Source organism: Mycobacterium uberis (genome assembly GCF_003408705.1).
In the GTDB taxonomy this organism is placed as follows: domain Bacteria; phylum Actinomycetota; class Actinomycetes; order Mycobacteriales; family Mycobacteriaceae; genus Mycobacterium; species Mycobacterium uberis.
In genome coordinates, this window is the sequence record NZ_QAYL01000008.1 from 1 (window position 1) to 20939 (window position 20939).

General features: G+C 61.0%; 17 protein-coding genes and 4 pseudogenes. 9 read left to right on the forward strand and 12 right to left on the reverse strand.

Going from position 1 to position 20939, the window contains the following annotated elements:
• From MUBE_RS06545 to MUBE_RS06560, 4 genes and pseudogenes are all read right to left on the reverse strand, one after another.
• A pseudogene (locus MUBE_RS06545) lies at positions 1 to 654 on the reverse strand (cation-translocating P-type ATPase); the annotation flags it as partial.
• Between the two features lie 9 nt (positions 655 to 663).
• Positions 664 to 942 (reverse strand): DUF1490 family protein, encoded by a 279-nt coding sequence (locus tag MUBE_RS06550; RefSeq protein ID WP_116540006.1) that lies wholly within the window; start codon positions 940 to 942, stop codon positions 664 to 666.
• Positions 943 to 1065: 123 nt separating this feature from the next.
• Positions 1066 to 1779: pseudogene (locus tag MUBE_RS06555) on the reverse strand (TIGR03089 family protein); the annotation flags it as partial.
• Positions 1767 to 3236: an LCP family protein gene (locus tag MUBE_RS06560; RefSeq protein ID WP_116539928.1), complete on the reverse strand. Its 1470-nt coding sequence runs from the start codon at positions 3234 to 3236 to the stop codon at positions 1767 to 1769. The gene MUBE_RS06560 and the pseudogene MUBE_RS06555, both read right to left, overlap by 13 nt.
• 88 nt (positions 3237 to 3324) lie before the next feature.
• Here MUBE_RS06560 and rfbD point away from each other — a divergent pair, with 88 nt between their 5' ends.
• From rfbD to manB, 3 genes are read left to right on the forward strand one after another with little or no spacing between them, the layout of a single operon-like run.
• Complete coding sequence (rfbD, locus tag MUBE_RS06565; protein ID WP_116539929.1) at positions 3325 to 4251, forward strand: dTDP-4-dehydrorhamnose reductase; 927 nt, start codon at positions 3325 to 3327, stop codon at positions 4249 to 4251.
• Positions 4244 to 5137 (forward strand): glycosyltransferase family 2 protein, encoded by an 894-nt coding sequence (locus MUBE_RS06570; protein ID WP_116539930.1) that lies wholly within the window; start codon positions 4244 to 4246, stop codon positions 5135 to 5137. Before rfbD ends, MUBE_RS06570 begins: the two co-directional genes overlap by 8 nt.
• Positions 5138 to 5172: 35 nt before the next feature.
• Positions 5173 to 6249, forward strand: a complete 1077-nt coding sequence (manB, locus tag MUBE_RS06575) for a mannose-1-phosphate guanylyltransferase (protein ID WP_116539931.1) — start codon at positions 5173 to 5175, stop codon at positions 6247 to 6249.
• Between the two features lie 6 nt (positions 6250 to 6255).
• Here the strand turns inward: manB and MUBE_RS06580 are convergent.
• The 5 genes and pseudogenes from MUBE_RS06580 to cofD form a co-directional block, all read right to left on the reverse strand.
• A pseudogene (locus tag MUBE_RS06580) lies at positions 6256 to 6843 on the reverse strand (NUDIX hydrolase).
• Complete coding sequence (locus MUBE_RS06585; RefSeq protein ID WP_165849743.1) at positions 6840 to 8441, reverse strand: Eco57I restriction-modification methylase domain-containing protein; 1602 nt, start codon at positions 8439 to 8441, stop codon at positions 6840 to 6842. The pseudogene MUBE_RS06580 and the gene MUBE_RS06585 overlap by 4 nt, the downstream one beginning before the upstream one ends.
• A 196-nt stretch (positions 8442 to 8637) precedes the next feature.
• The gene (locus tag MUBE_RS06590; protein WP_207801671.1) at positions 8638 to 9153 is read right to left on the reverse strand and encodes a hypothetical protein; all 516 of its coding nucleotides are present in this window, start codon (positions 9151 to 9153) and stop codon (positions 8638 to 8640) included.
• A gap of 74 nt (positions 9154 to 9227) precedes the next feature.
• Entirely contained in the window at positions 9228 to 10568 is a 1341-nt protein-coding gene (locus tag MUBE_RS06595) for a coenzyme F420-0:L-glutamate ligase (RefSeq protein ID WP_116539933.1), read from the reverse strand.
• Entirely contained in the window at positions 10565 to 11566 is a 1002-nt protein-coding gene (cofD, locus tag MUBE_RS06600) for a 2-phospho-L-lactate transferase (RefSeq protein ID WP_116539934.1), read from the reverse strand. The genes MUBE_RS06595 and cofD overlap by 4 nt, the downstream gene beginning before the upstream one ends.
• 407 nt (positions 11567 to 11973) lie before the next feature.
• On the opposite strand from cofD, the gene MUBE_RS06610 reads away from it, so the two are divergent.
• Positions 11974 to 12309 carry a WhiB family transcriptional regulator gene (locus MUBE_RS06610; protein ID WP_116539935.1) on the forward strand — a complete coding sequence of 112 codons (336 nt, stop codon included), beginning with the start codon at positions 11974 to 11976 and terminating at the stop codon, positions 12307 to 12309.
• 28 nt (positions 12310 to 12337) lie between these two features.
• Here the strand turns inward: MUBE_RS06610 and MUBE_RS06615 are convergent, their stop codons facing one another.
• Positions 12338 to 12760, reverse strand: coding sequence for a metallopeptidase family protein (locus MUBE_RS06615; RefSeq protein ID WP_116540007.1), 423 nt, complete (start codon positions 12758 to 12760; stop codon positions 12338 to 12340).
• Positions 12761 to 12946: 186 nt separating this feature from the next.
• Here MUBE_RS06615 and MUBE_RS06620 point away from each other — a divergent pair, with 186 nt between their 5' ends.
• From MUBE_RS06620 to manA, 4 genes are all read left to right on the forward strand, one after another.
• Entirely contained in the window at positions 12947 to 13393 is a 447-nt protein-coding gene (locus tag MUBE_RS06620) for a DUF3499 domain-containing protein (RefSeq protein WP_207801672.1), read from the forward strand.
• Positions 13394 to 13504: 111 nt separating this feature from the next.
• On the forward strand, positions 13505 to 14911 hold the full coding sequence (locus MUBE_RS06625) for a phosphomannomutase/phosphoglucomutase (RefSeq protein ID WP_116539937.1): 1407 nt from the start codon (positions 13505 to 13507) through the stop codon (positions 14909 to 14911).
• The gene (locus MUBE_RS06630) at positions 14908 to 15993 is read left to right on the forward strand and encodes a TobH protein (protein WP_116539938.1); all 1086 of its coding nucleotides are present in this window, start codon (positions 14908 to 14910) and stop codon (positions 15991 to 15993) included. Before MUBE_RS06625 ends, MUBE_RS06630 begins: the two co-directional genes overlap by 4 nt.
• 8 nt (positions 15994 to 16001) lie before the next feature.
• A complete protein-coding gene (gene manA, locus MUBE_RS06635) occupies positions 16002 to 17234 on the forward strand; it encodes a mannose-6-phosphate isomerase, class I (protein ID WP_116539939.1) in 1233 nt (410 codons plus the stop codon).
• Here manA and MUBE_RS20070 read toward each other — a convergent pair.
• Both MUBE_RS20070 and MUBE_RS17590 read right to left on the reverse strand, forming a co-directional pair.
• A pseudogene (locus MUBE_RS20070) lies at positions 17212 to 17845 on the reverse strand (oxidoreductase); the annotation flags it as partial. The gene manA and the pseudogene MUBE_RS20070 overlap by 23 nt on opposite strands.
• A gap of 564 nt (positions 17846 to 18409) precedes the next feature.
• Entirely contained in the window at positions 18410 to 18601 is a 192-nt protein-coding gene (locus MUBE_RS17590) for a hypothetical protein (RefSeq protein WP_243632905.1), read from the reverse strand.
• A 55-nt stretch (positions 18602 to 18656) separates the two neighbouring features.
• On the opposite strand from MUBE_RS17590, the gene MUBE_RS06645 reads away from it, so the two are divergent.
• Complete coding sequence (locus MUBE_RS06645; RefSeq protein ID WP_116539940.1) at positions 18657 to 20132, forward strand: amino acid permease; 1476 nt, start codon at positions 18657 to 18659, stop codon at positions 20130 to 20132.
• The last annotated feature ends 807 nt before the right edge of the window (positions 20133 to 20939 follow it).

Genomic DNA, 20939 nt, shown 5'->3' on the forward strand with positions numbered 1-20939 from the left:
GAGTTCTGAGATCGCCCGTCGAGTCCGCCGCAATGTGAGATCCTGCAGGTATTCACCGATGTTGAGCAGCCACAGTACGATCAGTGCTACCACGTTCTCGCGCAGTATCAGGCTGGCGATGGTTGCTGCCGAAACCAGCGCATCGGTGCCGGTCTTACCAGAGCGCAGCGCGCGCAGCGCGCCACGCAGGAAGGGGTACCCGGTGAATATGGTGAAGCCGCTAGCGACCAGCCTACTGGTTGGTGGTAGCAGCGGTGGACGCGCGAACACGTAGCGGCGCATGCCAAGCAGCGTCAACGCTGCAGCGCCGATCGCCATACGCAGCACCTCGCTGTTGCGGATCTCGGACGAATGCGGCGCACGGGCGGGGATCAACTCTGCAGCCACGTGTGCTGCGCTGCTGATCGCTGCCAGTACCGATGGGCGATCACAGCGTTGGGGCGAGTACCACACGACGACGGACCCAGTGCGCGGGTAGGCGTGCACGACCCGCACACCGTTACACTTGGCTACCGCTTCTTCGACCGCTACAGCCCGCCGGGAGTTGCAGCGGACCCAATGGACCTGAATCCTCATGCGCTCAGCTGCATCCGAAACCACTACGATGGTAGGATCTTCGGCTGTCGCGATCTGTTCAGCTATCGTAAGAGTCATGTCATGCGCTCAGTGATCGTGCTGGTGGATGCCGCTAACGGCCGGCGTGGCCGCCTCTTCGCCGATGCGTTCGCGAGCTTCAGCCATCACATCGGCAAGCTTGAGTCGGGCCGACTCTGCGGCCTCCTCGGCCTTGCGGCTGCCGCGCAGCCCCAGCTCCGCAGCCGAGACCGCGGTTTGGTGTAGCGGCATCTTGGCCACGGCTTTGCGTAACACCTCGTAGGCGGTTACCCCGGCCAGGCCGGTGATTACCGTGGTTGCTGCCTTTGTCAACAGTCCCTGAACCATTGCTCGAACCTTCCTATTGGGTCTGTCGTTCCACACGCCGCCGATGTCTTCGCGACAGTAACGTGTAAATATGGCGATATCAATATGAATTGGCTTAGCCGATGGCGGGAATTTCCTGACTCGAAGTACTCGGGTGACTTTTTCGGTTTCAATCTTGTGTGCCAGTGCCGCCGGATCGGGGTGAGCCATTTGTACTAACGACGTGCCGACGGTCATGATCGCCAACAGACCGTTGATCAAATAAGGTAAGTTCGGTCCACGACTCGGTGGAGAATACCCAGTCGCGTGACGTTAAGCTTATTGCTGCCGATGACTTTTCACAGTTGGTCAGGATCTCCTCGACTGATCAGCCTGCAAGCGCGGGATCGGAATGGCGTTCGGGAACTGTCTGATCGCCGTGCACCCGCACTGCGGTCGCGTAGTCGTTGACGCCGCTTGGCCGGCCGAGCGGGTCGCACGATAACCTCGCGGCCAGGAGCTGTACTGCTTGAGACTTCGCACAGCCGTTCGGCGGTGCGCAGCGCGAGGTCTGACGCCGGGTCTCTTCAGCCCGCTGGGCCGAAGAGCATCTCGGCGCTGATCCACCACGCCCTGCAATAAAACAACCGCCGTCTGCTAGTGTGTCGGCAACAAGATTGCGATCCGGCTGGCCGGTCCGGTGGCCAGTTCGTCGTGCAATAGGTTGCCGGTCTTGGCAGTCCAGCTGGCCAGGACTGCTGCAGATAACTTGGTGAGTTCTCCGGTGGCGTCGTCGTAATAGGTGATGCGCGGGTCGAGTAGGTCGGTCAGCAACATCGGGTCCAGGATAGTCGCGCTGAGTGTACTCAGTTGATGCACTCGGGTTCGTCGGACCCGGCGGTAAGGATCGGGGATGGTGTCGGGATGTTGGGGTCAGCCGACGAAACAGGGTTTGACGCATAGACTGGCGCCATCGAACCGTCAGTGTACAGCCCAGAGCCGGGACCGGTGTAATCGTTAGCCAGCACCACCCGCACCGATCCTGCGGGTATCGATCCATCGGCGACGACCGGCAATCCGCCCAGTTCCTTGGAGACCTCCTGGGCGCCGAGGTCGTCAGGCTTCGCGGCGCGCACCTGACTGCCCTTCACGTGGCCGCCTTGGTTGTTGGCCACCAGTCCGGCAGTAAATCCCTTGGCTGTCAACACATCTGACACCGCCGCGGCCAGTCCATTGATGTCGGTGTCATTGACCACGTTGGCGGTGGTCTTGGCGGGTGTGTAGGACAGCTCCTCGGTCTTGTCCTGGTCCTGTTCGTGCAACAGGCCGCCAACAAAGTCTTGAACCTGGTGCGGGTCCACCCGTACCACGCTTTGCATGCCGTCGTCGCTCCACCCGGCTTCGTCGAGCACCGGAATGGTGGCGAAGGCGACTTTGCCGCCTGCCAGGCTCTGCAACTGCTTGAGGAAATCCATCAGATTCCATCCCGAAGAAATCACCACCGAGCGCTGGATAGCCTGCTCGAGCCGCTTCACTGTGGACGGGCTGGATAGGGTTTTTCCGGAGATGACTCGGTGGGCTAGTGAGGCCATCACCGCCTGTTGACGCACCACCCGGTCCAAGTCGCCGCGGGGCAGCTCGTGGCGCTGGCGGACAAAGCTCAGCGCCTGCGGACCGCTCAGCTTTTGCCGGCCGGCCGGAAAGTCGGCGCCCGACATTGGCTCAAACACTGCATCTTTGAGGCAGACGTCGACGCCACCGAGCGCGTCGGTGATTAGCGCGAAACCGAGCAACCCGATCTCGGCATAGTGGTCGACGGTAACGCCGGTGAGATCGGCGACTGTCTTGATCAGGGCCTCACGACCGGCCTCGGTGCCCTGAGCCATGGCGTCCTCGGCGGAATTGCCGGCCCGGACCAGACTCGCTCGTTTGGCCTCCCTGGTTTGGCCGTAGACGCCGTTGATCTTCGCTTTACCCAGGCCGGGAGCCTGCACGTAAGAGTCCCGTGGAATCGAGATTACGGTTGCCGACTTCCCGTTGTTGGGTATCCGGATCAGGATGATCGTGTCGGTGTTGGTGGCTTCCTCATCACCGGCCCGCAGCGTCGCCAGCTCCTCGGCCGACAGCGGGTTACCGTGAGCATCGGTACGGCTATCCAAACCGACCAGCAGAATATCAATCGCACCGTCGTTGCCACCCTTACCCAGTGAGGGCGCGGACATGTGGAATATGCCGTCCTCGAACGATTGGAAGCTAGTCCACGCGCCTCCGGTCCCCAGCACGATCGCAAGAGTCAGCGCAGTGGCAACTGTACGAACCACACGTTGCACAGGCATCTCCCTAGACTACTTTCGACACAGCGGCTTGTTGGGTAGCCAGTCGCGGCGTGGCCCGAGCTTTCCTAAGGCATGCCAGACTCAAGTCATGTCGGACAGGTCAGGAAGACTAGTGATTACCGGTGCCGGTGGGCAGCTTGGTAACGTTCTGGCGGCGCAGGCCACCACGGCGGGCCGGGACGTGCTGGCGTTGACTTCGTCGCAGTGGGATATCACTGATGCCGCGGTAGCTCAGCGGATCATCCAAAGTGGTGATGTTGTGATCAATTGCGCTGCCTACACTAACGTCGATGGCGCCGAGAGTGACGAGTCGAGGGCGTACGAGGTCAATGCCACCGGTCCGGAGCACATCGCGCGTGCCTGCCGGTGCGCCGGCGCCGCGCTCATTCATGTCTCAACCGACTACGTGTTCAGTGGTGATTTCGGCTCGGGCTCCCACAGGGTTACGCCGCGTCCCTATGAGACCACGGATGAAACTGGGCCGCTGGGAGTGTACGGCCGCAGCAAACTTGCCGGCGAACGAGCTGTACTGGCGGCGTTGCCCGAAGCCACTGTGGTCCGGACCGCCTGGGTTTACACTGGCGGGACCGGCAAGGACTTCGTCGCTGCCATGCGGCGGCTGGCTGCCGAGGACGGCCCGGTGGACGTGGTTGATGATCAGACCGGATCGCCGACCTACGTTGCCGACCTGGCTGTTGCGTTGCTGCAGATCGCCGATGGAGGTGTGCAAGGGTCGATCCTGCACGCCGCGAACGAGGGTGAGGTCTCACGGTTCGGCCAAGCCCGCGCCGTGTTCGAAGAATGCGGCGCCGACCCGCTGCGAGTGCGACCCGTCAGCACTGCCCAAAATCCGCGGCCGGCGGCCCGGCCAGCCTATTCCGCGCTATCTGGTCGACAGTCCGCCGCGGCCGGCTTAACGCCGTTACGGCCCTGGCGCAGCGCACTTGTCGAGGCACTCGCGGTATTTCGCGGCCGCGTTCCGGCCGATCGACCGTTACCCTCTACGCGTGAGTGACGCGCTTCCTGTCGTCGCGGTGACCTACTCGCCGGGCCCACACTTGGAGCGTTTCTTGGCTTCGTTAGCACTCGCTACTGACCGTCCGGTCAGCGTGGTGTTGGCCGACAACGGGTCCACCGACGGGACACCGCAGGTGGCGGTCGAGCGTTACGCCAACGTTCGGTTGTTTCAGACCGGGGCCAATCTTGGGTACGGAACGGCGGCGAATCTCGCGATCGCACAGCTCTTTGAGAAGGGCGGGGCAATTGATCAACCTTGGGTTGATGACTGGGTGATTGTGGCTAACCCGGATGTGCAATGGGGACCGGGTAGCATCGACGCTCTGCTGGACGCCGCCGCCCGATGGCCTCGCGCGGGGGCCCTGGGTCCGTTGATCCGCGATCCCGACGGGTCGGTGTACCCGTCTGCGCGTCACTTGCCAAGCCTGATTCGCGGCGGCATGCACGCGGTGCTAGGGCCGATTTGGCCACGTAATCCGTGGACAGCCGCCTATCGCCAGGAGCGGCTCCAGCCAACCGAACGGCCGGTGGGCTGGCTGTCTGGTTCGTGTCTGCTGGTGCGGGGGTCGGCTTTCTGTGAGGTCGGTGGCTTCGATGAGCGTTACTTCATGTACATGGAGGACGTCGACCTGGGGGACCGGCTGGGCAAAGCCGGTTGGTTAAGCATCTATGTACCGTCGGCCGAAGTACTGCACCACAAGGGCCATTCCACCGGACATGACCCGGCAAGCCATTTGGCAGCCCATCACAAAAGTACCTATATCTTCTTGGCTGATCGACATTCTGGTTGGTGGCGAGCCCCACTGCGCTGGATGTTGCGTGGCTCGTTGGCGGTGCGTTCTCGCTTGATGGTGCGCAGTTCGCGCCGCAAACAGGCTGTGTAACAGGACGGGACAACTGGCAGAAGGGTGGCATTGAGTTGGCAACTTCTCAAGTCGATGCGGTAGTCCTAGTCGGCGGCAAGGGCACCCGGCTGCGGCCGTTGACCCTGTCTGCACCTAAACCTATGCTGCCAACCGCCGGGCTGCCGTTTCTCACCCATCTGTTGTCGCGGATCGCTGCGACCGGCATCGAGCACGTGATTCTGAGTACCTCATATCGGGCGGCGGTGTTTGAGACGGAGTTTGGTGACGGGTCCAAGCTAGGCTTGCAGATCAATTACGTGACCGAGCAGTCTCCGTTGGGGACCGGCGGTGGTATCGTCAATGCCACCGGTCAGCTGCGTAACGACACCGTCATGGTGTTCAACGGCGATGTGCTGTCTGGTGTTGACTTCGGGCAGTTGCTGGGATTTCACCGAATCAACTCCGCCGACGTCACTTTACATCTGGTACGGGTGGGTGACCCACGGGCTTTCGGCTGTGTGTCCACCGAGGATGGCCGAGTCACCGCTTTTCTGGAGAAAACGCAGGACCCGCCGACCGACCAGATCAACGCCGGCTGCTATATCTTTGAGCGCAAGGTCATTAACAGGATTCCGCGAGGCCGTGAGGTATCGGTCGAACGTGAGGTGTTCCCGGCCCTGCTCGCCGACACCGACGTTAAGGTCTGTGGCTACGTCGATGCCACATACTGGCGGGACATGGGTACCCCAGAAGATTTCGTTCGTGGATCGGCGGATCTGGTGCGTGGCATCGCCCCGTCACCAGCCTTGGGCGGCCACCGTGGTGAGCACTTGGTGTACAACAGCGCGGCAGTTTCTCTCGACGCGGTGCTGGTCGGCGGCACAGTCGTTGGGCGTGATGCTGAGGTCGGCCCTGGTGTCCGGCTAGACGGTGCGGTGATTTTCGATGGGGCCAAGGTTGAGGCCGGCAGTGTGATCGAGCGTTCGATCCTTGGCTTCGGTGTCCGCATTGGTCCGCGAGCATTGATCCGCGACGGGGTAATTGGCGATGGTGCTGACATCGGTGCGCGTTGTGAGTTGTTGCGGGGTGCCCGAGTGTGGCCCGGCGTCTCGGTTCCCGACGGCGGGATCCGCTACTCGTCTGATGTCTGATTACGACTAACGTGCAGCCATTCTCACGCTCGAGCAGTGAATTTTCGGCCAGCTTCGAGTTCGGTGGGTGGCCCGGGCGACTAAGTACCATAAGCGCGTGATCGGCCCCCGGCGGCAGGGTGTCGGCGGGCCACCACCGTAAGTCCTCCGATTCGTTGCTTACTGCGATGTGCGCCCCGGCCGGTGTGTGCGCCACGAATTGCAGATCCCGATGATGGGTCGACACGCCCAGCGAGCAAGTGACCGTGTGGATGTGAATTGCGGTCAGTTCAGGTGTGATGTGCAGATCGGCCACGCCGGATTCCTCGGTGGCCGCGCGTAGCGCCGCGGCAATGAGGTCGTCGTCGATATCCGCACAGTGCCGCCCAGCTGCAGCCAGCGACCAAGACGCGGGTGCAGGGTGAGTAGCACCTGGTTGCCGGTGTCGTTTAGGACCAGTGACGACGCGGTGACGTGACCAGGGACGCATTCCCGACGGCACGTGTAGGGTCAGCTATGGATAAAGGCCAGCACCGTATGCCGCAACGAGTCCTGGGTCGGATCGGGCGCACGCCAATCGGCGAGGATCGCGATGGTGGACTGTCGAATGTTCATCGCGAGATGTTCACCCGGGATCCCCGCTTGGTCCTGCGATCGCGAAGTGACACCCAGGCCGCGCGACATTCGGCGACGAGGCCCGGTGACAAGCCTAGTCCGTCAATCAGCACCCGATGGTCCACGGTGTCGAGCGCCTTTTCGATCTCGTTAGCCTTTAGCAACAGATCGATATCTTGGCCAAGTTCGGCGTTGGCGTATATCGGTGGGGGAATGGGCAGCTGCTCGGCTTCCCGGGGTTCGAGCTCCAAGATGCCTCCGCCGTAGCTGCGCCCCATGATTTCGGCGAAGGCGAAGGTGGCGCTGTTGTGGAACACGGTGGCAAGAGCGATTGGGGCCACGTTGGCGGTAATACGAACCCTATGCACGGTATCGGTGCTGGTTGCGGCGGCGGCGTTGACGGTCAGGCGCGGCGCTAGGTGGATTTGGCGCAGCATGAACAGGTCAGGGATCCACAACGATGGTGTACTCCACCATGGCTTGCGGATCGCGCATTTGTAGCCTTTATCGACGCCAGCGCGTTCACCAGCATCGATATACGTAACCAGGGCAGGATCTGTCGGGTTGCGCGGAGCATCGAGCAGCCATGTCCGGTGCTTGGCGGCGATATCGCCAGCCCGGCAGCCCGTGTCGTAGACGAGGCCAGACAGCTGGATGCTGCGCGAGACGAGCGGGACGCAGTGCGGTCGCAGCCCTCGTGCACGCGCTTCGGCGTCGGTGAAGGTGAAGAAGCTGTTGCGGCCGGTCACGATGCCTACATCTACATCGGCCAGTTCGCCGAACCGGGTCATCGTGTTGGCATGCTTGAGTTTTCGCAGCAACCGGATCTGCGCGGGGTCGAGGAAGTACTTGGTCCACTTTTCCTTTTCGTGCAGCAATGCCGGAGCAGACTCGACACCCAGTTCCTGTTCGGCTAGCATGTCGAGGGTGTTCGCATCGCGGACACTGACAGTGCGTATTTGCGCTGGACCCGCGCCGGCGACACCGCAGAATAACACAACTTCTTGCAAAATTCCGTCGAATACCAACTGTTCGAAGGTGACGAGGGTGATCTCGGAGAAGCGACTCAGGAGAAATTCGCGTAGCTGTGCCGCGTAGCTGACTTGGAGTAGTTCTGCTGGAATGACTAGGCCTACTCGTCCGCCGTCGCGCACCAGCGTCGTGCTCGCCACAACGAACGGGACCCAGGCGTTGGTCAACTTTGTCGGGCGCAGGCCCGCATGCCCCATCAGTTCCAGCGCCGGATCCCGCTGGTTGGCGGCCCAGTTCCCGAACCTGATGTAGGGCGGGTTTCCGGCGACACCGTCCCAGCTGCCCATTCGGGTCTTGCGCAGCCACGTGAAGAAGTTCTCAGTGTCAACTGAACAGAATGTTCGGGCCTTCCGTGCCTCGCGTGCCAGCAGTTCCACTCCGTGCGCCTGGTCAGTGAGCGCGGTGATTTCGCGCAAGATTCGACCATCGCCGCAGGATGGCTCAAGGATCTTCCGACCCGCCTGGCGAACCCAACGGGCCAAAAATCGGGCAACGGGAGCCGGCGTGTAATAACCGCCGCGAACTTTGTCTGCAGACACGGCTGTCTTGCCCGCGAATGTCGTCATGGGATTAAGTATCGGGGTAGCCGTCGACATACGTAATCACCATCCATAAAGTGCGTCGGACAATTGAGGTAGCGTAAGGTGAAAGGGCCTTGAATCGGGCTTGGTACGAGTGGTACATGTCGGTGCTGAATCGTTCGATCTGCAGTGGGCTCTGTGAGTCGGACAGGTCGGGGTCGACTCGACCGGTTACCGGGTCCTAGGAGACCAAGCTCATTGTCTTTGCTCGATGGTCGGGCTTGTTCACAAGTTTTCGGCTGCCCAGCCAAGCCGAGGTCCCTATGATGGTATTCGTTTGTGCTCTTGGTGCCAGGCATGTCGTGGGGATAGCGACCGCAAAACCTACGACGGCACTGGGAAACTGAGTTGCCTCGGTCGCCAAGTCGTTTAGCGTGTCCTGCCAGTTCTTCTCGACGCTGTCGTGATTGTTCAGTGTCTTGCTGTCGAACGTGATTCGCGCTCCGTCCGGCTGGTAGCCCACATCGAAGTTCTGTGGCCACACGTCGCCGACTATTTGCACTGACCCAACTTCCACATAATCGGGCTGCGATGGCTGCAGCTGGCTGGCGGTGGGAACCGCGACCGGGATGTTACTGAGCATCATCGACAGTGCGCCTCGGACAGTCACGTCGATCAACGTGCCGGAGTCCATCTCGTCTTTCTTGGGAGAATTTCGAGCCGACGAGCCATTTTCGACCGAAAGCGGTGAGCTCATTTATGGGTAGGTTGATCTCTGGCATCGGCTGCAAGACGGCCACAGGTGTGCAACCTAATGGCCGCAGTGTGGGTTCACTTGCGGAGCAGCAAGTCGGCTACTTCGACCGGCTCACGCAACCCGGCTGGTTCCTGGGCGTACCCGATTGCGATGACTCCTAACGGCTCCCAGTCGGTTGGCAGTTCGAGCTCGGCACGGACCAGGTCGGCGGCGAAGATCGTTGAGCCGATCCAGCAGCTCCCCAGCCCGCGCACTGCCAGCGCGACCAGCAGGGCTTGCACCGCTGCTCCGACGGCGACTGTGAACATGGTGTGCTCGGCACCAATGCGGGCGGCGTCGGGGTAGGTATGTGCGCCGTCGGGAACCATGAAGGGAATGACGATCTGAGGTGCGTCGTAGAGGATCTGGCCACGCGCCATGCGCCGTGCTATCGCGTCAGCGGGCAAGGCGTCGCCGGCGAGGTCTAAGCGCCATTTGTTGGCCATCCGGTCCAGCAGCCGGGTCCGGATGGTTGGGGTCTGCAGCCACACAAACCGCACGGGCCGGGTGTGATGTGGGGTTGGGGCGGTAAGGGCCTCGGCCACGGCTGCTTCGATCAGCTCTGCTGCTACTGGCTCCTCGCTGAACTTGCGCACCGACCTGCGCAGTAGTTGTGCCTGCTGGCGACCCAATTCGAGGGCTTCGGCGGTACCGAGCCAGAACAGGTCGTCGGTGCTGCCTCGTAGCAGGTGCCGGGCGGTCGAGCCGTCTTCAGTTGGGTTGAGGCCGCGCACCACGGCCACCGGTATAGCGGTCAATTTGCCCTTGAGCAGATCGGCGGCGGCTGCGACCTCGTCGGCCACCGCTATCTCGGTGACCAGTAACTCGTTGCCGTAACGGTCGACAGCACCCGCATAGTTGTGCAACACAGCTAAACCGGCCGCGCCGACCGCGACGTCGGTTTGGCCGTGGCGCCAAGCGCGGCCCATCGTGTCGGTGATGACTACGGCGATGTTGATACCGAGCCGCTCGCGTAACCCAGTGCGCAGCACCGCGGCGCTGGCGTCGGGATCGACAGGTAGCAGCGCAAGTTCGCCTCGGCCAACGTTGGATCCGTCCACGCCGGCGGCAGCTTGCACCAACCCGATCCTGTTCTCAGTGATCAAGGTTTGGCCTTTGCGTGCCAGCACGCGCACCGTCTCATCGTCGACCAGCTTGCGACGCAGTTTATCTCGGGCTTGGGCATCCTTGGGCGCCGGGACCAACCGACCCTCACACTTGGATACTACTTTGCTAGTGACCACTACGACGTCGCCGTCGCGCAGCCACGGCGCGGTCGCGGCGATGACGGTACTCAGATCGTCGCCGGGCCGGAATTCGGGAAGCCCGGCGACAGGAAGGATTTCGATCGTCGAGGCGGTGCCGTGCTCGGTCACGTTGCCACGCCCGCGAGCTCTAAACCGGCGCTTACCATGTCAGCTGTTGCCTTCGGGTCGCGCATCAGCAGCGGTATCGATCGCACTGTGACCCCATCGATTTCGGCGCGGTCGTCTTCGTGTACCAACCAGCAGTCCAGAATACCGGTGGCGCAGCGCGCCCCATAATGCTGGCCTACTGCCGCTGCGGTGCACTGCACTCCGATCACTGCGAGACATTCGTCGGCCATGCCGCGCAACGGCTTTCCACCAATGATTGGCGAGTAGCCGACGACCGGGGCTGTAGCTGCTCGAAGTGTACCGCGAATACCGGGGATGGCCAGGATGGCGCCGATACTTACCACTGGATTCGACGGTGCCACCAAAATGATGTCGGCGTCAGCAATGGCTGTTACCACTTCAGTTGTGACGCTGGCTTTTTCCGCTCCAATATAAGCGAAGCTATGTGTGGGAACCTGGGTGCGGTAGCGCACCCACCACTCCTGAAAGTGGATCATGCGCCGGCTCTCATCGATCGGATCAGTGATCACTACGTGGGTTTCGCAACGGTCGTCACTGGCCGGCACCAACCGTGCGCCCGGCTGCCAGCGGTTACACAGTGCTGTGGTGATCTCTGACAGTGGGTAGCCGGCATTCAACATCTGGGTGCGCACCAAGTGAGTGGCCAGATCGCGGTCGCCGAGTTCGAACCAGTCCGGCTGCACGCCGTACCGCGCGAGTTCCTCCTTGGCGTGCCAGGTTTCGTTGCACTGGCCCCAGCCTCTCTGCGGGTCGACCCCAACACCCAAAGTATACATGCATGTGTCCAGATCCGGGCAGACACGCAGCCCGTGCATCCAGGCGTCGTCGCCGATATTGACGACGGCGGTTAGCTCGTGATCTGCTGCTGAGGTATTTGGGCATTGCTGTGGGCCAAATTGACCCAGGCCGAGCAACTGTTGAATCCCCAGCAAGAAGCGGGCACCGCCTGATCCACCAACAAGAACCGTGACCTTCACGCCGCATGACAGTACCGCCCGGCTCGTCGCCCGCTTGTGGGGGTAGAGTCGGGGGATTAAGCCGAACCCTTAGCGCCTCTAGAGAACTAGGGAAGTGAGGAAAGGGTTTTGTGCAGAGTTTGTGGTTAGACGCGCTTGACACGCCGAGGGTCGACAGCAACAGAAACGCCGAAATTCGATCACAAGATGGTATGGAATTTTGTGGCCATGCTTGACCTGACAGGTTAACCCGTGTCTAATCACATTAGTGTCATTTCACGGTTGGCTGGCCGGTCCCGGTGTCGCAGGCCGGGATTCGATCACTTGTTCGAATTGTCTGTACATTACATACAGTTGGGTAAAGATCACCCCCAATCACACGGTGAGGAGGCGGATGACGCATGTCCTATGAGCACCTTCGGGGCGTAATGGGAAGCACACCGCACACCACGTCCGGCGTGGCGCAGACAGCGGTCGCCCGGCCGTATTTGAGCTTGGTTCCTGAAGCACTAGCTGGATTTGAAGCCGAACTTGAGTCAGAGCCAAGTGATCAATGGCAAGACCGCGCACTTTGTGCGCAAACGGATCCCGAGGCTTTCTTTCCTGAAAAGGGTGGTTCCACGCGCGAGGCTAAGAAGATCTGCCTGGGCTGCGAAGTGCGCTACGAGTGCCTGGAATACGCCCTGGCACATGACGAGCGCTTCGGCATCTGGGGCGGTCTTTCCGAGCGCGAACGTCGCCGCCTCAAGCGTGGTGTTATCTGACTGGAGGGGCTGCATCAGGGCCGGCGACTCAGTCGCTGTCGATCGTCGGGTCGATGACTGAAGGTTCGACGTCTAAATAAATCGCCACCTGAGCCACCAGAATATCGTGCAACAATCCACCAAGTTCGACGGTGTCGTGGGCCCGCCGCTCGATCGGTTTGCGAAACAGGACAATTCGCGCCCTCGTGGCATTACCGCGAATGTCGACGCCAGCGGGGATCAGCCGGGCGAGCGCGATTGGCCCGTCGGCGATGACCTCGGGTGGCCACTGAGCGTTTTCCGGGTCCCGGGCGGCGATGCGGGGGATTTCGTCGACCGCGACGTCGAGCTTCGACACACGCCCATGCCAGCGTCTCTCGATAGGTTCGTAGGCCTCCAACACCGCCATGTCGAACCGCTCAGCCCGGCTACGCCATCCCGGTACTGTTGGCGGCAACAGCGGACCGCGGATGTCTCGGCCTCTTCTCGCGGCTCGACGTACCGGGGACCGGCGCGACCACCGACCGTGTCGCGAGGAGCTGGGCGAATCGCTGCAGGAATTACTCACTGGGCTGATGGTAACGGTTAAACATCCCGCGCCGAACGGATGCGCGTGTCCGGTGCTTCGGCGGCGTTTTCGCACGATAGCCTTGCGGTCGTGAACGTTCCCCGTCGCTGCTGCCGGCCCGGGTGTCCGCACTATGCTGTGGCGACGTTGACGTTCGTCTACTCGGACTCGACGGCGGTGGTAGGTCCGCTCGCTACTGTGCGAGAGCCGCATTCGTGGGATCTGTGCGTCGACCATGCCGCCCGTATCACGGCACCGCGTGGCTGGGAACTCGTGCGCCATGCCGGACCACTGCCCAGCAATCCTGACGAGGACGACCTGGTTGCGTTGGCTGATGCGGTACGTGAAAGCCCAGGCGGCGCAGACCGGCCTTACGGGAGCGGAACCAGGACACCGCTAGGCGACTTGACAGATCCCCATCTGCAGCCTGCAGGAGCTCATGCCACCGCGCCCAGTGGTGGTCTGCTCGCGCCACCTGAGCTTCGTTCCGGACGGCGACGCGGACATCTGCGAGTGTTGCCTGACCCCTCCGACTAGTTCGGATTAGCAACCGGCTATCCATTAATACTATATCTATGCCGTTCCTGCCCGCGTCTGTGTTGGGCCGATAGGCTGGCGCCAAGAGTCCCCGTCATCAGGAGGCCCCGCATGTCTTGGTCCGCCGCGGCTGTCCACCGTGTCGTCAAGGCATATGACGTACGCGGTCTAGTTGGTAAAGAAATAAATGAGTCGTTGAGCGCCGATCTCGGTGCGGCATTTGCGAGGTTGATGCGCGCTGAGGGTGCCCGGCAAGTAGCTCTCGGCTACGACATGCGTGACAGTTCGCCGGCGCTGGCCGCGGCTTTTGCGGCGGGGGTAACCGGTCAAGGCCTTGATGTGGTGTGGATTGGCCTGTCCTCTACCGACCAGCTGTATTTTGCCGCGGGATTGCTGGATTGCCCGGGTGCGATGTTTACCGCGAGTCACAATCCAGCAGCCTACAATGGCATCAAGCTGTGTCGTGCGGGTGCCAAACCGATCGGTGCAGATACTGGGTTGGCTGTCATCCGCGACGATGTGATCGCCGGGGTTGCACCATATTCGCCTTCCCAAGGGCGACCCGGAACTATTGCTGATCGCGATGTGCTGGCCGATTACGGGGCGTTTTTGCGGTCATTGGTGAACACCGTTGGATGGCGTCCATTGCGGGTCGCCGTGGATGCCGGCAACGGCATGGCCGGTCACACGACGCTCGCTGTGCTCGGCGCCATTGATTCGATCACTTTGTTGCCGTTGTACTTCGAGCTAGACGGCTCGTTTCCGAATCACGAGGCCAACCCGCTGGATCCGGCGAACCTGGTGGATCTGCAGGCCTATGTGCGTGACACCGGCGCCGATATCGGACTGGCCTTCGACGGGGATGCCGACCGGTGCTTCGTGGTCGACGAACGTGGCTCGCCGGTTTCGCCGTCGACGGTAACCAGCTTGGTGGCTGTTCGTGAGCTCAACCGGGAGATCGGTGCTACGGTCATACACAACGTGATCACCTCCCGTGCGGTGCCCGAACTGGTCAGCGAGCGCGGTGGCACGCCGTTGCGTTCAAGGGTCGGGCACTCCTATATCAAGGAGCTGATGGCTGAAACCGGCGCGATTTTCGGTGGTGAGCATTCGGCACATTACTACTTCCGTGACTTTTGGGGGGCCGACTCCGGGATGTTGGCCGCGCTTTATGTGCTGGCCGCTCTCGGTGAGCAGCAACGGCCGCTCTCGGAGCTGACCGCCGACTACCAACGCTACGAATCGTCCGGTGAGATCAACTTCACCGTAGCGGACGCGCCGAGCTGTGTGGACGCCGTGGTGGAGTTTTTCGATAGCAGGATTCACTCGATCGATCACTTGGATGGGGTGACAGTAGATTTGGGCGGCGGCAGCTGGTTTAACCTGCGCAGCTCCAACACCGAGCCGTTGTTGCGGCTCAATGTGGAGGGCTGCAGTACCGAAGGTGTAGACATGGTGGTAGCCCAGGTCAGTGCTCAAATCGCTGCCCACATCCCGGGCTCACAGGCGGAACCGTGAACGCCACTCGATTTATCGACCTTGAAGACACTGAGGGCTTGATTGCTGCCGATCGGGACGGCTTGTTGCGGGCCGCGTCGTCGGCCGGCGCGCAAGTGCGCGCTATCGCTGCTGCGGCCGATGAAGGTGCGTTGGAGCCGCTACGCGCTAACGACCGTCCACGCACCGTGATCTGGGTGGCCGGCCGCGGTACCGCGGAGACGGCTGGGTCTATGTTGGCCGCGACCTCCAGTGCGGCCGCCGAGCCGATCGTCGTCGCTGGCGAGCTCCCGCCTTGGGTCGGACCGCTTGATGTGTTGATCGTTGCGGGCGATGACCCCGGCGATCCGGCACTGGTCGGTGCTGCCGCGATCGCGGTGCGCCGTGGTGCGCGGGTGGTCGTGGCAGCACCGTACGAGGGGCCACTCCGTGACGCGACGGCCGGTCGTGTCGCGGTGCTCGAGCCGCGACTGCGGGTTCCCGACGAATTTGGATTGTGCCGGTACCTGGCTGCGGGCTTGGCCGCATTGCACAATGTGGACCCCAGGCTACACCTCGATTTGGCGATGCTTGCCGACGAGTTAGACGCCGAAGCGCTACGCAATAGCGTCGGCTACGAGGTCTTTACCAATCCTGCCAAGACACTAGCCGCGCGCGTGTCTGGTCGTCGGGTGGCGTTAGCGGGCGATGGTGCTGCGACGCTGGCGTTGGCTCGGCATGGCAGTTCGGTACTGCTGCGGATTGCGCACCAGGTGGTATCCGCCACCGGGTTCTCGGACGCTGTTGTGGCGGTACGTGCCTTGGCCGGTACTGCCGACTATGCTCCTGCCTCGGTGAATGCTCTCTTTCACGACGAACAGATCGATGGACCGCTACCCGAGCGACTACGGGTGTTGGCGTTCACTTTGGCTAGCGAGCGGACCGTGGTGGCCGCCCAGGTCGCTGGGATCGACGACGTCTACCTAGTCGCAGCTGAGGATGTGCCAGACAAGCCCAACGGCTTGGCCAAGTTGCCGGCGCCGAGTAGCGCCGAGCAGCAATTGGCAATATTGGCTCTTCGGCTCGAGATGGCCGCTGTTTACTTGCGATTGGTCCGAGGATAGCATAGGAAGTGGAACTGCTACGCGGAGCGTTGCGGACATACGCGTGGGGATCGCGGACCGCTATCGCCGAATTCACTGGGCGACCTGTGCCGGCTGCTCACCCCGAAGCTGAGCTCTGGTTCGGTGCGCACCCCGGTGACCCGGCTTGGCTACAAGCAGCGAACGGTGAAACCTCTTTACTGGCGGCTCTGGTCGCTGATCCGGAGGGACAGCTCGGCGCCGTGTCACGCGCCCGATTCGGTGATGTGCTGCCGTTCTTGGTTAAGGTGCTGGCGGCTGACGAACCGCTGTCGTTGCAGGCCCATCCGAGCACCGAGCAGGCGGTCGAGGGTTATCTACGCGAAGAACATCTGGCCATTCCGGTGTTCTCGTCGGAGCGTAACTACCGTGATACAAGCCACAAGCCGGAGTTGTTGGTGGCGCTGCAGTCATTCGAGGCGCTGGCTGGATTTCGCCAGGCGTCATGCACTGCCGAGCTGCTTATGGCGTTAGCGGTCTCCGACCTCGATCCGTTTATCCATTTGCTGAGCGATCAGTCTGACGCCGACGGTCTGCGTGCGCTGTTCACCACTTGGATCACCGCACCCCAGCCTGACATTGACGTGCTGGTACCTGCCGTGCTGGAGGGTGCCATCGCCTACGTCAGCTCCGGCGCAACGGAGTTCCTGCCGGAAGTCAAGACGGTGATGGAGCTTGGCGAGCGCTATCCCGGCGACGCCGGCGTGCTGGCGTCGTTGTTGCTCAACCGCATCACCCTCGCTCCCGGAGAAGCCATCTTCTTGCCGGCTGGCAATTTGCATGCCTATCTGCGAGGGGTCGGTGTGGAGGTAATGGCTAACTCGGACAATGTGTTACGAGGAGGCCTCACCCCCAAGTATGTCGATGTGCCCGAGCTGTTGCGGGTGCTGGACTTCACCCCTACCCCTGAGGCTGCGCTGCGTCCCCCGACTCGCTGCGAGGGTTTCGCGGTGGTATACGAAACTCCGACCGATGAGTTCGAGGTCGCGCTACTGGCACTCGACGGCGATTATCTGGGGCACGAGGTCGACGCGTCACGCCACGATGTGTTGCAAGGCCCGCAGATCTTGTTGTGCATTGAGGGTGCGACAACGGTGCACGGCAAAGCCCAGTCACTCACCATTGAACGCGGTATGGCGGTCTGGGTGGCAGCCGACGACGGCCCGATTCGGCTGGTCGCGCATAAACCTGCCAAGCTGTTCAGAGTGACCGTCGGTTTATGATGGCCTGCCAGCGCTCGCGTAGCTGCAGCCGCAGGTTGTGAACGCTGACGCGACCTAATTACGTTGGCTTATGGCACCAAGTACAGTCTGTGCAGAAAGGAGAGTTGGCACAGAACCCATGTGGCGAGCACGGGATCGATCTGGGCGGTCCCGAGGAATTGGTCGAACAGCCGGCCGACTGGTCGGTACCACCGGGGTGTGTACCAGGATCCGTGATGAAAGCATGAGCTCGGTGATGGCGTTCATTGTCCACACAGCGTAGGTGGTTTTGGTAGTGGCCCAATTCAGTGCGCGAGCCAGGTCGTCGTTGCGGGATTTCAGTGCCCGTCGCAGGTGACCGGCCTTTACCGACGTCATTGTCATTCTTGGTCCAAATGTGGGGTTGAAGCTGGCTACGGCATCCCCGAAGGGGACGGTTCCCTGCCCCGGAAATGGTCCAATTTGGCATAGCGGCGCTATCTGCTGGCCGGAAAAGCGTGAAACATCAAGTCACTGCACGGCTCAGCGTGTGCCAGCGTCGCACTCAGATGCGCGCCAAGCAGCGCGTCAGTCAGTGCAATCATCTCGGGGAAAGTTGAAGCGAGTTTAGCGTGGGCCACCCCGAAAGTGGTTTAAGACTCAGGTACTGTTCTCGTAGCGCAAGCATGCCCACCTCCTACAGACACGCTGGTGACGCCCACTTCTTCCGGGACCAGGCCCGCAGGGAGACGAAATTAAGTTAGGCAGATGTACGAAAGTACAGGAAGTTAGTGAGTGGCGTAGTGGATGGCGATATCCACGGTGTCTTCGGTTGACCGCCGGTATACTCATTGCGACAATCACACTAGTGGCTGAATGTTGCAGCCGGCAACGTCGAGCCCCCCAATTTGGCGGCCACGACTCTGGGCCATTCAGCTTGCCTGAGTATCTATAGTACACTGGCCCCTCAAAATGCTGTATTCGGTCGAACCCCGGCGCCACAACAGACCTCCGCACGATCTCGACGTTGGCGATGTCGCGGATCCGTCATCTCCAGATACGGTCTGCTTGGCACATAGGCCGTGAGTTCCTCATACAGGGTGTGCCCCATTCCAGGTACGTGCCTGTGGCGCTCAGTTGGATACAGTCCGGTCGGTTCTTGAAGTATCGGCACGTCGACGGCTACCATGTTCTTCAACAGGTCCGGAAACAAGCCCTCAAACTCGCTTGCCCCACTGGTCAGCAGGTGCTGGCTCTGGCAAATTCTGATGACGTTTGTCGGTGTCGTTGGCTTGAAAACCGTCACCCGGGTATATGAAGTCGGAGAGTACCCACACGGCAGACAAACCGGCAATGCTGGCCCCGATGGTGACCGCCTGGCCTCGTGCGCTTTCAGCTACCACGCGCATTCCCCGGAGGTTACTCGGTACTGTGCCGTCACAACGGCTGACGAAGGGACGGTTGATGGCCAGTCGATGGCGGATGAAGTCGGTCGAACAGTCGATTGCCGATACCGACGAACCCACTACCCGGCTACGTAAGGACCTGACCTGGCGGGATCTAGTAGTTTTCGGGGTATCGGTAGTTGTCGGCGCCGGTATCTTCACGGTGACCGCATCGACTGCTGGCGACATCACCGGTCCAGCTATCTGGGTCGCTTTTCTGATTGCAGCGGCCACCTGCGCGTTAGCGACGCTGTGTTACGCCGAATTCGCCTCGGTGCTGCCGGTGGCGGGCAGTGGATACTCTTTCTCCTACGCTGCTTTTGGTGAATTCTTTGCTTGGCTCATCGGCTGGAATCTGCTGCTGGAAATGGCGATAGGTGCGGCTGTAGTGGCCAAAGGCTGGTCGAGTTACCTGGGTACTGTTTTCGGATTCGTCGGTGGCACAGTCGGACTCGGAGTGGTCCAGCTGGACTGGGGTGCGCTGCTGATCGTTTCGGTGGTGGCCATCCTGTGCGCGCTGGGTACCAAGTTGTCGTCGAAGTTTTCTGCGGTGGTTACCGGCATCAAGGTGTCGGTGGTGGTTTTGGTCGTGGTGGTTGGTGCCTTCTACATCAAAGCCGCTAACTACTCGCCGTTCATTCCGAGCCCGGAAACCGGACACGACGCAAGTGGTGTTACTCAGTCGTTGTTGTCGCTGCTCACCGGTGCGCACAGTAGCAATTATGGTTGGTATGGCGTGTTGGCGGGAGCATCGGTTATGTTCTTCGCGTTTATCGGTTTTGACATCGTGGCCACTATGGCTGAGGAGACCAAGTGGCCCCAGCGTGATGTTCCGAAGGGGATCCTGGCGTCGCTGGGGATCGTGACCTTGCTCTACGTCGCGGTCTCGGTCGTGCTGTCCGGAATGGTTTCCTATACCCAGCTCAAGACTGTCCCCGGCCATGGTCCGGCAAACCTGGCTACTGCGTTCACGGTCAACGGGGTGAATTGGGCTAGTAAAGTCATTTCCGTCGGAGCGTTGGCCGGATTGACCACCGTGGTGATGGTGCTGATGCTCGGGCAATGTCGGGTCTTGTTTGCCATGGCGCGCGACGGGCTGTTGCCCCAGGGGTTGGCGAGGACCGGTTCGCGCGGTACCCCGGTTCGGACTACCGTGTTTGTTGCAGCGGTGGTGGGTACGACGGCAGCAGTGTTTCCGATAGCCAAGCTTGAGGAGATGATCAACGTTGGAACGTTGTTCGCGTTTGTCCTGGTGTCGGCCGGGGTGATTGTCCTGCGCCGAACGCAGCCGGATCTGCAGCGGGCGTTCCGTGCGCCGTGGGTGCCGTTGCTGCCGATTGCATCGATCTGTGCTTCAGTTTGGCTGATGTTGAACCTGACCGCGTTGACCTGGATCCGGTTCACCATCTGGCTGTTGGTGGGCATAGCGATCTACGTTGGATACGGCTACCAGCACTCGGTGCAAGGCCGCCGAGACACGCAACATGTCAACTAGGTCGAATGTGACTTCGATCTCGACGCCGACAACGCGATAGTGTAAACCGGATCCCACAGTTTACCAACCAATGCACTATGTCTAGATCATAGTGACGTTTAATTGCCGAAGCGGTCAACCTGATTGGTGCGCATGACCACCGAACTGCGACCCGACGTCGTGGTATGATAAAATCATGACCTAATAGCTCCTCGGGTTGGCTCCCTTGATGATACTGTTAGCTGTCTTGCTGATCATTTGGTGCATGAATCAGGCTGGCTGACATACTGCCTTACTGGCGTTGTTGTGGATCAGGCTTTTCTTGAGTTCACATCCTGCTGCCCGTTTTGGACCTGAAGTTCAAGTCCGTATGGGCAGAACCTGCCCGGCCAGGCCATAGAACGGCTAGAATTACGATAAAGACTATCACTGCTTAACATAAGCTTACATCATCTTTTCTTTCCAATATGTCAGCGTGATCGTTAGTGCCTATATGTTCATGGCGTCGGACCTGAGGTTGGCTGGGTTATCTGGAGGTTGAGCTGGCCGCCGAAGATCGGACTGACGCTGTCGATCGGTGTTCTCTGCTTTGTCGGCATGAACGCCGCACACGAGATGGGGCACACAAGTTAAGGAAGCTCTAGGAGTGGTGGCTGTCTAAGCTGGCCTTTGCGCACAGTTGCTACAGGTACTTCATATGTCGAGCACAACCGTGGCCACCATGTCCGGATGATGACGCCCGAGGATCCGGCATCGTGCTACTTCGGTGAGACATTACTGGAAATTTCTGCCGCGCAGTGTTATCGGCAGTTTGTGCTCCGCAGTGCG

Bases quoted from the DNA above. Each gene is read 5' to 3' on its own strand.
- MUBE_RS06610 (WP_116539935.1), top strand. From the start codon at position 11,974: ATGGGAAGCACACCGCACACCACGTCCGGCGTGGCGCAGACAGCGGTC.
- MUBE_RS06590 (WP_207801671.1), bottom strand. From the start codon at position 9,153: ATGAGCTCACCGCTTTCGGTCGAAAATGGCTCGTCGGCTCGAAATTCT.
- MUBE_RS06560 (WP_116539928.1), bottom strand. From the start codon at position 3,236: ATGCCTGTGCAACGTGTGGTTCGTACAGTTGCCACTGCGCTGACTCTT.
- MUBE_RS17590 (WP_243632905.1), bottom strand. From the start codon at position 18,601: ATGCGCGTGGTAGCTGAAAGCGCACGAGGCCAGGCGGTCACCATCGGG.
- MUBE_RS06585 (WP_165849743.1), bottom strand. From the start codon at position 8,441: ATGACGACATTCGCGGGCAAGACAGCCGTGTCTGCAGACAAAGTTCGC.
- MUBE_RS06550 (WP_116540006.1), bottom strand. From the start codon at position 942: ATGGTTCAGGGACTGTTGACAAAGGCAGCAACCACGGTAATCACCGGC.
- rfbD (WP_116539929.1), top strand. From the start codon at position 3,325: ATGTCGGACAGGTCAGGAAGACTAGTGATTACCGGTGCCGGTGGGCAG.
- MUBE_RS06625 (WP_116539937.1), top strand. From the start codon at position 13,505: ATGTCTTGGTCCGCCGCGGCTGTCCACCGTGTCGTCAAGGCATATGAC.
- MUBE_RS06645 (WP_116539940.1), top strand. From the start codon at position 18,657: ATGGCCAGTCGATGGCGGATGAAGTCGGTCGAACAGTCGATTGCCGAT.